The following is an 11,200-nucleotide window of genomic DNA, read 5'->3' on the forward strand; positions in this document are numbered from 1 at the left end:
TGGCGAGGCATTGCTCAGGACGCCGTTGTGATGAATACCGACGATTTGATTTGCGTGGGCGCAACGGGCCCAATGTTGTTATCGTCGACGATTGGGCGTAATAAAAACCTGATTCCAGGTGACGTGATTGCCGAAATCATCAACGGTACCGAAGAGGTGTTGCAACTGCTCCGCGACCACGGCATCGAAATTTATAGCACAGGTGGCGAAACAGCGGATGTTGGCGATCTGGTGCGTACCGTTATTGTTGACAGCACCGTGATTGCCCGCATGCGACGCGATCAGGTCATCAGCAACGATCGTATTCAGCCAGGCGATGTGATTGTGGGGCTGGCGTCGTTTGGGCAGGCAACGTACGAAACTTCGTATAATGGAGGCATGGGCAGTAATGGCCTGACTTCGGCCCGTCATGACGTACTAGCTCATTATCTGGCTGATAAATATCCCGAAAGTTTCGACCCTGCTGTCAATAAATCACTCATTTACAGTGGCGGTAAGCAACTAATTGATAACGTCTCAGGTGTTCCAGACCATGTTACCGTGGGGCAATTGATTCTTTCACCTACACGTACCTACGCACCTGTCGCGAAAGTTTTGCTGGACGAGCTTCGTTCACAGATTCACGGGATGGTGCATTGCTCGGGAGGTGCGCAAACGAAAGTGCTGCATTTTGTGGATAACTTGCATATCATCAAAGATAACCTGTTCCCGATTCCGCCCTTGTTCCGACTCATTCAGCAGGAGAGCAATACAAGCTGGCAGGAGATGTACAAAGTCTTTAATATGGGACACCGGCTGGAAATTTATTTGCCCGAAAACGAAGCACAACGTGTAATCGACGTAGCAAATTCATTCGGGATTCAGGCTCAGATCATTGGTCACGTTGAAGCATACTCTGGAAAACGAGTAACCATCCATAGTGAAGTAGGAAATTTTATTTATTAAGTGACTTAATGACTTCTGCCACGGATTGCTGTCGAAAAGGATATAAACCTTTAACGATACAATTAGATGGTAAAAGTTTACATAAATAGTTTTCTGCTTATACTGGTTTGTGTAGCTAAGGCTGTTGGTCAAACGACCTATTTCGAGCAGAACTTTTCGGCAGGCGGAACACCTGCTTCCTACGTTAGCACAACACCAACCAATAGTCAGTTCAATAGCATTGGTGGAGGGAGCTCATTACCCTTTGCGATTGTCAATGGAGCGCTTGAGTTTGATCGTCAGGTCGACAATACGACACGTGGTTATGCGATCCGGACAACCGATTTTTCGCCTGCGCCCTCTTCCCTATATATTCAGTTTCGGTTCCAGGTGTTATCAACCTCGAAGCCTGGCGCAAATGCGGTGAAGTTTTACGTAGGTTCTGGGTTCAGCAACAGCCCAACCCCGCCCACCAATGCATCCGTTTACGCTCGTTTTGCGCTGGATATTCAGAGTAGCACTGATTTTCAGGCTAACCCCCTACCCAGTGGTGGCAATGCGGCTAACGCTCCTCAAACATTTAGCGGTTGGCAAACCATTACATTCATTCTTAATAAAGCGGGTAGCACACTCCACTACGTGACGCCAACCGGTGGTTTGGAACAGCAACCCGTCGATACGTACGATTTGTGGATAGGTGATACAAAAGTTTTTGACAATCAGCCTGCACTGACCGCCAGCCAGAACATGACCGATTTTAGATTGGGCTTTGATGATGGCATTTCTAAAATCCAGGTTGACGATTTTCTGATTCGAGATATTAGCGGAGCGTTACCCGTTACGTTGCTTTCCTTTACAGCCAGGTCCGAAGGTGATCGTGTGCAGCTGGCCTGGGCTACGTCGATGGAACGCGACGCGGATCGTTTCATCGTTGAACGCAGCCGTGATTTGAGCGAATACGTATCAGTAGGGGAGGTTATAGCGAAAGGTACTACCGATGAGCGCCAGTATTATGGCCTGACAGATCTGAATCCACAGCTGGGCACAAATTATTATCGTTTGACGCAAATTGATCGCGATGGTAGCAGACATAATTTCAAACCCGTATCGGCCATAATCAGACAGGATGAGCCGATTGTATCGGTATATCCTAACCCCGCCAGTTCCGATTGTATTCACTTGCGTCTCTGGAATGCAGATTATGCTACCATCCGTATGTTAGCACCCACAGGACAGATCGTTCCTGTACGTATCGAGTACCGACCGGGCGAAGCCGATATTCTTTTCGATCAGCCACTGGCGCCTGGCTTGTACTGGGTAGAAGTATTGATAAACGACCGAAAACAAACGATTAAAGTGGTAATCCCGTAAACCAGAAGCGACAACTTCCGGTTAAGCTACTCTTGATAGTGTCGGCTTAACGTATGCCTTGGGCGAGAGTAATTTATAAGGCATCGGCATAACAATACAGGACAATAACCTGCTGGAAATAAGCCCGCCGACGAATACCCGGGCCAGTGGCGAATAAACTGGATTGCCTTCAAGTGTTTACAGCATCAGAAGAATTAATCTTTCTGCTACGTTTGTTATCTAAAGGCTAGAACGCTTAGTAGATATATATGAACACACTTAGGAGTTGGTTGCTAACTGGACTACTGGTTTCCGCGCTGGCTCAGTCAGCTGTTTTGGCACAAATTCAAAAAGGATACAATATAGGTGATGCAATCACTGACTTTCATTTGAAAAACGTAGATGGAAGAATAGTGTCTCTGGCTGACTATCGTACGCAGAAGGGAATAATTATAGTTTTTACGAGCACTCACTGTCCATTTGCCAAAACGTATGAGGATCGACTTAGAGCATTGGACCAGAAATTCGCTCCGCAGGGGTACCCAGTTCTGGCTATTATGCCCAATGATCCGAATGCTTACGAAGAGGATTCCTTTGCAAGCATGAAAGCCCGCGCTCAGGAAAAAGACTACCCCTATCCTTACGTAATGGACGATACTCAATCAACAGCTCATACGTTTGGGGCCACCCGAACCCCGCAGATATACGTAGTAAAGCGAACGAATGGGCAGTTTATTCTTGAGTATGTTGGCACAATAGACGATAATCCGCAGGATGGCGCAAGTGCGCAACGTCACTACGTTGATGAAGCTGTTAATAACCTGTTAGCGGGTCGGCCAGTACAGTCGCCCATGACTAAGCCAATAGGATGCGGAATCAAATGGAAGTAGAATACGACAAGGCAAAAAAATAAGTTAGAGATGAACAATTTACTTTTTGGCACATCATTTGCCAGTGAGTTTGCGAAATCAAACTACACGTAAACCATTATGAAAAAGTCCCTATTATTACTGAAACGAATCAAGCATGTTGCCGGTACGATGATGATTGTAGGCTCTTTGGCCCTACTACAGGCTTGTGGCTCAGATAATAAAAATGAATCCCGTACGGAAGACGCTCTGGAAAAAACGGGCGATGCAATTTCTGCCGATGCGAAAGATGCTACAGCGGAGGCTAAAGAGGATATGAACGAAGCTGGCGAAAAAATTGATGCAAAAGGCGATGAGCTAGCTGCTGATTTCAAGCGGGAGCGCGATGAGGCCGTTGCTAAAATGAACGTACAGAAAGATAAACTAGATGCGAAAATCGATGAGCTTAAAGCGAAAGCAGATAAGCAAACCGACAAAGCCAAAGCTGAAACAGAGCGCCAGAAAGCCAAGCTGGAAGAGGAACGCAGAGAGTTAGGCGAAGATATTGAAAAGGCAAAGAACGCTACGGCTGATGCCTGGAAAGACGTAAAATCCGGCTTTAAACAGGCTGGACGCGAAATAGGCGATGCCTTCGATAAGGCTGGCGATAAACTAGACCGAAACAATTAAGTTGGCGGCTTGTCCGTCCTTAAAAGAGCCGAATCGTTCAGTCGATCGGCTCTTTTTGTTTATAGGCAGTTGTGGTGAATTTTCCCCATTTTTGTTGACAGAGATTCAAAACGATAGTAAGACAGGGATTGATACGTAGTGCATTTCTCGGTATAGGAAAGGCGTGTATTTAGAATACAGCATTTCGACGGCCATTTTTCATAAAAAGCCAGCGTTCAGTCTATAAACCCCTTGTATTCCAGCCTGAAAAATTGTTATTTTGCGGGCTAAATTGTCTGTTAAAAGCGAAATGTCTGTCATTAATAAGATCAGAGAACGTTCAGGATTGGCTGTAGGGGTCATTGCTATTAGTCTGATTCTGTTCATTGTGGGTGGGGATTTGCTCGGGGGGCGTAGTATGCTGTTCGGCGGAAATCAACAGGAAGTTGGCGAAATCGCCGGTCAGTCTATTGATTATCAGGAATTCAATGCTAAAGTAGATGAACTCCGGGCGCAGTATGAGCAACAAACCGGTCGGGCTCCTGGCGAGCAGGAACTTACCCAAATTCGGGAGCAAGCCTGGAATCAGTTTCTCTTCGAAATTGCTTATCAAAAAGAGTTTGATAAACTAGGCCTGAAAGTCTCACAGGAGGAACTTGTGGACATGGTACAGGGTAACAATATAAGCCCTGCTGTTCGTCAGGCTTTTACCAACCCGCAAACAGGGGTATTTGATAAAAGTTCTATCGTTAAATACCTGAAAGATCTGAACAGACCCAATGTTCCTGTTCAGCAGAAGGTCGCCTGGGCAAGTTTCGAGAAAAACCTTGCGTCTGAGCGTTTACGGTCTAAATATCAGGAATTGATAACGCTGTCAACGTTTGCTACTACGGCAGAAGCACAAAAAGAATACCAGGCACAAAATTCGAAAGCCAATTTGAAGTTCCTGTTTGTGCCTTACTATACTATTAATGACACGACTGTTAAGGTGACGGATTCGCAGCTGCAGGATTACCTGAATAAGCATAAAGACGATTATCCAGGTTCCGACAGCCGTTCTATTCAGTATGTAACATTCTCGGTCGCCCCGTCTAAAGAAGATAGTGCTACGCTCTATAACGAAATTAAATCGTTGGCGCGTGGGTTAGGCGCTGCTACGAATGATTCGGTTTTCGCTCAGCAGAACAGCGACGTTCGCATACCGCTTTACATGACAGCGGGCGAAATGCCTGAGCAGCTTCGGGCTTCTATTCCGACTTTTTCGCCCGGTGGTATTTATGGACCTTTCCGGGAAGGCAACACCTACTTCATTTATAAATACGGTGGATCGAAAAAAGACACCAGCTTTACAGCGCGGGCCAGCCATATTCTGATTCAAACGAAAGGCCTGGCTGATTCAGCGAAAGTAGCTGCCCGTCAACGCGCTGAAGGCATCTTGAAGCAAATTCAGGGTGGCGCCAGCTTCGAGGCTTTAGCACAAAGCAACAGTCAGGATGGATCTGCGCAAGTAGGTGGCGACTTAGGCTATTTTAAAAACAATGGCCAGATGGTGAAGCCCTTTGAGTCGGCTGTGTTCGGCGCTACGTCGGCTGGCCTGATTCCGCGTCTGGTTGAAACGGAGTTCGGTTACCACATTATTAAAGTGACGCAGCCTAAAACAGATATATTGTATCGGATTGCTGCTATTGGGAAAACGATTGCTCCAAGCCAAACTACCCGCGACGAAGCATTACGTAGAGCCGATCAGTTTGCGTCGGAAGTGCAGACAAAAGAAGAATTTGACGCGAAAGTAAAGGAAGATAAGTCGCTGGTAGTAGCTACTGCCGATCGTATCCCTGAAGGTGCTAATCAAATCAACGCCCTGACAGATGCCCGCGCTGTGGTTCGCTGGGCGTTTGATAATAAGACCGAGCTTAATTCCGTGTCAGAGCCCTTTGAAGTAGGTGACCAATACGTAATCGCTGTTTTAACAGGTAAGACGGAAAAAGATAACGTAGAAGTAAGCGACTACCGGAATGAGTTAACGGCTAAAGTGCGTAATGAACTAAAAGGAGAGCAGATTCTAACCAAGCTTGGTAGTGCAAGCGGTTCGCTGGAGAGCATTGCACAGAAATATGGAGCTGGCGCTTTAGTCGAAACAGCTGATGATGTGAATATGGCAACGGGTTATCTTAAAAGTGCAGGTGTTGATCCTATCGCTTTGGGTAAAGCCTTTGGATTAAAGCCTGGTAAACGTTCGAAGCCATTTGCTGGTGAAAACGGAGTCTTAATTGTTGAAACCACTTCGATAACTCCTGCTCCGCCTGTAGCTGATTATGCGCAGTACAAAAATCAAATTCAGCAGAATAATGCTTCGCGCATAGGCTTCTACATTAACGAGGCAATTAAGGATGCCGCTAAAGTAGAAGATCGTCGGGCTAAGTTCTATTAATTGCTTGCCCGTTTCTCATAAAAACGCCCGCGTCTACTCAGTAGACGCGGGCGTATTTATGAGAAACCAGAGAATTACACAAGTTTATCTGTATCAATTAGGGAATTTGCTTTTCCAGATATTCCACCATTTGCGCTAAAGCCCGTGATCGATGGCTCATGGCTGTTTTTTCTTCTATACTCATTTCGGCGAAGGTGCGATCCTGACCATTGGGCAGAAAGACTGGGTCATAGCCGAAACCGCCAGTGCCACGAGGTACGGTAAGGATTTGCCCTTCAATTGTGCCTTTGAACTGGTGCTCTACTCCATGTAGCAGAAGGGTAAAAACCGTTACAAAGCGTGCACTACGGTTAGGTTTATCCGCCAGATTTAAGAGTAATTTCTGGATATTTTTTGCCGCATCCCGACTGCCTGAATAGAAGGCAGAATCTACCCCAGGTTCGCCATCGAGTGCATCAACTTCCAGACCCGAATCATCGGCGAAGCAGGAAATGCCGAAATGGGTCCACACAAAGTCGGCCTTCTGTCGCGAATTACCGGCTATAGTTCCCGACGTTTCTGGTAATTCGTCCTGACAACCAATGTCACGTAACGTTTTGAGTATGAACGTATCGCCAAGTTGAGCAGATACTTCCTGTAGTTTATGCTGATTGTTGGTAGCAAAGCAGAGTTCCATAGGGAACAAAAAAAGCCGTTCACAGGCGAAACTGCAAACGGCTTATAAAAGAAATTAAAACAAGAGAAGCAACTACCGACCCGGTTGAGGCTGAACTTGTGGCATTGCAGGGCCCCCTGGCTTTCCTTTCTGAATGTCCATCAACTCGATATCGAATAGCAAAACCGAATTAGGTGGAATGGCTCCCTGGCTTCCCCGAGGGCCATAAGCCAATGTGGAGGGGATAATGAGCGTGGCTTTTTCGCCTTTGTGCATTTTCATTACGCCTTCTTCCCAGCCTGGAATAACCATGCCCACGCCGATCTGGAACTGCGCAGGTTTGCCGCCTGCCTGCGGGTTGGTTCGTGAGTTATCAAACTCTTTACCGTTTAGCAACTTACCTGCGTAGTGCACTTGTACAACATCGCCCGGTTGCGGAGTCGGTCCTGTTCCTGGCTGCGTTACTACGTAGTTCACACCAGACGCAGTTTTTTGTACTTTACCCGTTAAACCGTTCTTTGCTACATAGTCTGCAATGATTTTTTCATCAACGCTCTTCTGTTTTTCGGCATCAGCAGCCTGCGTTTTTTTGTATTCATCTTCGGTCTGAACGTTTAGAATTTTAACAGCTATTCCAATATCAGTTCCTTTCTGAACGCCAGGAGGGAAAGGTTGCATAGCACGCGTAAACAGCGAGTCGGCACTGACGTAGAACGTAGCGCTATCACCTTTACCAAGCATTGTCAAACCTTCTTCATAAGATCCTTTAAAAGGGGGCACCTGTAGGAGCATTTGGAAAGGAGCACCCTCTTTATGGGTATCGCGCAATATAGAATCTTTACTATTGAGCAACGTCAGATGTAGTGTCAGAATATCGCCAACTTTTCCTTTGCGGGTTCCATCCGATTGTTCGTGAATTTGGTACTTCAGGCCGTTGTCCGTCACCTGTACGCGGTTTTTACCGCAAGCCGCTACTACAGCGACGATCAGGGCGGCTTTCCCGAAATTTTTAAGAGACATGAGAAATTATTAGTTATTTATTTAGTACTGTTTGTGTTGGGGATAAGAGTAACCTTCAAAAATTTAAACGGTTTCCAGCAACTGTTGCTGGTATTCGGGTATTACTGCCAGGAGTTTCTGCTCTGTTTCGGCTAATGAAAGTTTACTACGTCCTCCGGCAGCATTTCGATGGCCTCCGCCATTAAAATATTTACTGGCTAAATCCCGCACCGAAAAGTCGCCAACCGAGCGAAAGGATATTCTAATTTCATCAATACGATCGATCAAAATGGCGGCCATCACAACCCCTTCTACGGCTAGCGCATAATTAACGATCCCTTCCGTGTCGCCAGCCTTGGAACGATAACGTTTTAATTCTACATCGGTAAGGGTTATGTACGCAAACTTATACTGAGGTAATACCTTCAACTTTTCATTCAGTACGTATCCCAGCAGCCTGAATTTATCGAGCGTTACGTTGTCGAAAATGCGCCGGTGAATTGTGCTGACGTCAATATTAAGATCGACTAAATCAGCAGCCATGCGGTGAACATTGCCCGTGGTATTCGAGTGTCGGAACGAACCCGTATCCGTCATTAAACCCGAATACAGGCATTCTGCAATGGGAACATCAATCAACTCTCGATCACCCAATTGAAGGATAAGTCTGAAAACCAATTCGGCGGTAGCGGCAGCTCCTGAATCCCATAGTGCCATATCCGCAAAGGTCTCAGGTTCCAGATGATGATCAATCAGCACCTTTCTGGCCCGCGACTGCCTAACCATTGGCGCTAATTCGCGGATTCGGTCGAGGCTCGAGAAATCAAGGCAGAAAATTACGTCAGCTTCATCGATGAGTTGATTGACTGATACACGCACTTTTTCGTCGAACGCGATTACATCATCATTACCGGATAGCCAGCGAAGGTTTTCCGGGTAATCAGTTGGTGTTACTACGGTCACCCGGTGGCCTTTTTTGCGAAGATAACCCGCTAATCCCAGCGATGATCCCATCGCGTCTGCATCAGGGTTTTGATGGGTCGTAATTAGCACGGTTTGCGGCTGATTAATAACCGCGCCAATCGCTTCAATGTCTTGCATATACAAACGGCCTGAGCCACAATCAAAACGCAAAAATACGAATAATTTAGATACCAGTAGGCTTATCAATCAGTCATGGTATTTCCGTTGGAAAGTAATTACCTTTACGCCCTCCCTACGAAAACAACTTAATTTCGATAGTAAACTAAGGATGGTAACGAATCGTACATTCACAATGATTAAGCCTGATGCTGTAGAATCTGGGTATACAGGCGCAATTATCAAGCAGATTGAGGAAGCTGGTTTCCGTATTGTAGCCATTAAAAAAACACAGTTGACCAATGATCGGGCTGGGCAATTCTATGCTGTTCACCGTGAGCGGCCCTTTTATAATGACTTACGGGCGTATATGTCGTCGGGAGCAATTGTGCCGATGATTCTCGAAAAAGAAAATGCAGTAGCTGATTTTCGCAAGCTAATTGGCGCTACCAACCCCGCCCAGGCTGAGGAGGGAACAATTCGTAAATTGTACGCAAAATCGTTGGAAGCCAATGCTATACATGGCTCTGATTCAGACGAAAATGCTGAAATTGAAGGCAATTTCTTTTTTTCCGTAACCGAGCAGTACTAGTCAGAACGGGGACCATAATAAGATTTAAACGTTTAATTCTTATTATGGTCCCCGTTCTGATAATATTTACAAAATTCGCGGAGATTACATTCTTCGCACTTGGGTGAACGAGCCAGACATACGTAACGCCCGTGCAAAATAAGCCAATGGTGCGCTTTTGGGACGTATTGTTTGGGAATGTATGGCATCAGCGCTTTTTCAACAGCTAGTGGCGTTGTGGCCGTTAGCGGAGCTAAGCCAAGCCGATGCGATACACGAAAAACATGTGTATCGACAGCCATTGTCGGCTCATTGTAGACCACAGACAGGATAACGTGAGCCGTCTTACGTCCTACCCCCGGTAAGGTTTGTAACTCCTCAAGTGTCGCCGGAATTTCCCCTCCAAACCGCTCCGTCAGCGCTTTAGCCATTCCTACCAGATGCTTCGCTTTATTGTTGGGGTAAGAAACACTACGTATGTAGTTAAAAACTTCGTCGACCGACGCGGCTGCCAAAGACTCGGCCTCAGGAAAGCGGGCAAAAAGAGCTGGTGAAATCTGGTTAATACGCTTATCCGTACACTGTGCCGAAAGTATAACCGCAACCAACAATTCGTATGGATTACTGAAATTGAGTTCGGTTTTCGGTTCGGGGTAATGTTGGGTAAAATAGTCAAGAAAGCGCCGAAACCGTTCTTTTTTTTGCATAATAAGAATCAGCCATAGCCAGAATACCACGTAGCCGAAGGCTAAATTGCAGTATCCGACGGCTACAATTCAATCTTCGGCTACGTAGTTTGAGCTACGTTACCAAATAAGTCCACCTGCTCGCTACGATTTTTGTAATCGAGCAGATGGATTTGCTGGATGATTTTGGGAATAATTTAGAATGGCCTCAACCGTACTGGTCCTTGGCTGACGTTCTATTTTATTCATTAAAGCCCGTAATTCTAGAGCTTCAAGGAAGAACGTCATCAAATCCGGTTCTGCCATTAAGGCGTCTTCAATGAGTAAGCTCTCCTCAGGGGAGGTTTCCTCATAAACATACCGGACTACATCATCTTGGGTAAATGTTTTTATCATAACTCGGCGAACGTTTGCTCAGTTGTTTGCGCAGATTGATCAGCGCGTAACGCATACGTCCCAAAGCCGTGTTGATGCTGACGCCGGTTGCATCGGCAATCTCCTGGAAACTCATTTCCTCGTAGTGCCGCATAATGAGCACCTGACGCTGTTGTTCCGGCAACCGCTGAATCAATTCGCGCAAATGCTCGTGTGTTTCCTGTCGAATCTGGAGCGATTCTACTGAATCCTCCGCAAACTCAAGCGTGTTGAACACACTGCTTCCGTCTTCAAACACCACACTGGGGTAGCGTTTATCTTTTCGGAAATAGTCAATCGCCAAGTTGTGAGCAATTCGGATGATCCAGGGTAAGAATTTTCCTTCCTCGTTATATTTACCCGATTTAAGCGTATCCACGGCTTTAATAAACGTGTCCTGCATTAAATCTTCCGCTATGTACTGATCTTTTACAATCAGATAAATAGTGGTGTAAATCTTCGATTTGTGCCGTTGCACTAGTTTAGCAAAGGCTTTTTCATTACAACGGATATACAGGGAAATCAACTCACTGTCGATTACCTGGGCTTTTTCCAATATCAGTAACAAAAAAA

General features: G+C 46.0%; 12 protein-coding genes. 6 read left to right on the forward strand and 6 right to left on the reverse strand.

The window, feature by feature from the left end; translation table 11 throughout:
* From ACOJS8_RS07675 to ACOJS8_RS07695, 5 genes are all read left to right on the forward strand, one after another.
* Nucleotides 1-945, forward strand: a 945-nt coding sequence (locus tag ACOJS8_RS07675) for an AIR synthase-related protein (RefSeq protein ID WP_420147953.1), incomplete at its 5' end; no start/stop codon positions are given.
* 66 nt (nucleotides 946-1,011) lie between these two features.
* Nucleotides 1,012-2,295 (forward strand): T9SS type A sorting domain-containing protein, encoded by a 1,284-nt coding sequence (locus ACOJS8_RS07680; protein WP_420147954.1) that lies wholly within the window; start codon nucleotides 1,012-1,014, stop codon nucleotides 2,293-2,295.
* 248 nt (nucleotides 2,296-2,543) lie between these two features.
* Nucleotides 2,544-3,164 (forward strand): thioredoxin family protein, encoded by a 621-nt coding sequence (locus tag ACOJS8_RS07685; RefSeq protein ID WP_420147955.1) that lies wholly within the window; start codon nucleotides 2,544-2,546, stop codon nucleotides 3,162-3,164.
* A gap of 99 nt (nucleotides 3,165-3,263) precedes the next feature.
* On the forward strand, nucleotides 3,264-3,812 hold the full coding sequence (locus ACOJS8_RS07690; RefSeq protein WP_420147956.1) for a hypothetical protein: 549 nt from the start codon (nucleotides 3,264-3,266) through the stop codon (nucleotides 3,810-3,812).
* A gap of 289 nt (nucleotides 3,813-4,101) precedes the next feature.
* Nucleotides 4,102-6,222 (forward strand): peptidylprolyl isomerase, encoded by a 2,121-nt coding sequence (locus ACOJS8_RS07695; RefSeq protein ID WP_420147957.1) that lies wholly within the window; start codon nucleotides 4,102-4,104, stop codon nucleotides 6,220-6,222.
* 97 nt (nucleotides 6,223-6,319) lie between these two features.
* Here ACOJS8_RS07695 and rdgB read toward each other — a convergent pair whose 3' ends face one another.
* The 3 genes from rdgB to ACOJS8_RS07710 form a co-directional block, all read right to left on the reverse strand.
* Nucleotides 6,320-6,898: an RdgB/HAM1 family non-canonical purine NTP pyrophosphatase gene (gene rdgB / locus ACOJS8_RS07700; RefSeq protein ID WP_420147958.1), complete on the reverse strand. Its 579-nt coding sequence runs from the start codon at nucleotides 6,896-6,898 to the stop codon at nucleotides 6,320-6,322.
* A 72-nt stretch (nucleotides 6,899-6,970) separates the two neighbouring features.
* Nucleotides 6,971-7,897, reverse strand: coding sequence for an FKBP-type peptidyl-prolyl cis-trans isomerase (locus ACOJS8_RS07705; RefSeq protein WP_420147959.1), 927 nt, complete (start codon nucleotides 7,895-7,897; stop codon nucleotides 6,971-6,973).
* Between the two features lie 63 nt (nucleotides 7,898-7,960).
* Nucleotides 7,961-8,977, reverse strand: coding sequence for a DHH family phosphoesterase (locus ACOJS8_RS07710; RefSeq protein WP_420147960.1), 1,017 nt, complete (start codon nucleotides 8,975-8,977; stop codon nucleotides 7,961-7,963).
* A gap of 151 nt (nucleotides 8,978-9,128) precedes the next feature.
* Between ACOJS8_RS07710 and ACOJS8_RS07715 the strand changes: the two genes are divergently transcribed.
* Nucleotides 9,129-9,548: a nucleoside-diphosphate kinase gene (locus ACOJS8_RS07715; protein ID WP_420147961.1), complete on the forward strand. Its 420-nt coding sequence runs from the start codon at nucleotides 9,129-9,131 to the stop codon at nucleotides 9,546-9,548.
* Between the two features lie 32 nt (nucleotides 9,549-9,580).
* Here the strand turns inward: ACOJS8_RS07715 and nth are convergent, their stop codons facing one another.
* From nth to ACOJS8_RS07730, 3 genes are all read right to left on the reverse strand, one after another.
* Nucleotides 9,581-10,234, reverse strand: a complete 654-nt coding sequence (gene nth / locus ACOJS8_RS07720) for an endonuclease III (RefSeq protein WP_420147962.1) — start codon at nucleotides 10,232-10,234, stop codon at nucleotides 9,581-9,583.
* Nucleotides 10,235-10,357: 123 nt separating this feature from the next.
* Nucleotides 10,358-10,609 (reverse strand): hypothetical protein, encoded by a 252-nt coding sequence (locus tag ACOJS8_RS07725; protein WP_191041794.1) that lies wholly within the window; start codon nucleotides 10,607-10,609, stop codon nucleotides 10,358-10,360.
* Nucleotides 10,584-11,183 (reverse strand): RNA polymerase sigma factor, encoded by a 600-nt coding sequence (locus ACOJS8_RS07730; RefSeq protein ID WP_420147963.1) that lies wholly within the window; start codon nucleotides 11,181-11,183, stop codon nucleotides 10,584-10,586. The genes ACOJS8_RS07725 and ACOJS8_RS07730 overlap by 26 nt, the downstream gene beginning before the upstream one ends.
* Between the last annotated feature and the right edge of the window lie 17 nt (nucleotides 11,184-11,200).

Source organism: Spirosoma sp., from assembly GCF_048594605.1.
Classification (GTDB): Bacteria; Bacteroidota; Bacteroidia; order Cytophagales; family Spirosomataceae; genus Spirosoma.

Bases quoted from the DNA above. Each gene is read 5' to 3' on its own strand.
- ACOJS8_RS07680 (WP_420147954.1), top strand. From the start codon at position 1,012: ATGGTAAAAGTTTACATAAATAGTTTTCTGCTTATACTGGTTTGTGTA.
- ACOJS8_RS07685 (WP_420147955.1), top strand. From the start codon at position 2,544: ATGAACACACTTAGGAGTTGGTTGCTAACTGGACTACTGGTTTCCGCG.
- ACOJS8_RS07690 (WP_420147956.1), top strand. From the start codon at position 3,264: ATGAAAAAGTCCCTATTATTACTGAAACGAATCAAGCATGTTGCCGGT.
- ACOJS8_RS07695 (WP_420147957.1), top strand. From the start codon at position 4,102: ATGTCTGTCATTAATAAGATCAGAGAACGTTCAGGATTGGCTGTAGGG.
- rdgB (WP_420147958.1), bottom strand. From the start codon at position 6,898: ATGGAACTCTGCTTTGCTACCAACAATCAGCATAAACTACAGGAAGTA.
- ACOJS8_RS07705 (WP_420147959.1), bottom strand. From the start codon at position 7,897: ATGTCTCTTAAAAATTTCGGGAAAGCCGCCCTGATCGTCGCTGTAGTA.
- ACOJS8_RS07710 (WP_420147960.1), bottom strand. From the start codon at position 8,977: ATGCAAGACATTGAAGCGATTGGCGCGGTTATTAATCAGCCGCAAACC.
- ACOJS8_RS07715 (WP_420147961.1), top strand. From the start codon at position 9,129: ATGGTAACGAATCGTACATTCACAATGATTAAGCCTGATGCTGTAGAA.
- nth (WP_420147962.1), bottom strand. From the start codon at position 10,234: ATGCAAAAAAAAGAACGGTTTCGGCGCTTTCTTGACTATTTTACCCAA.
- ACOJS8_RS07725 (WP_191041794.1), bottom strand. From the start codon at position 10,609: ATGATAAAAACATTTACCCAAGATGATGTAGTCCGGTATGTTTATGAG.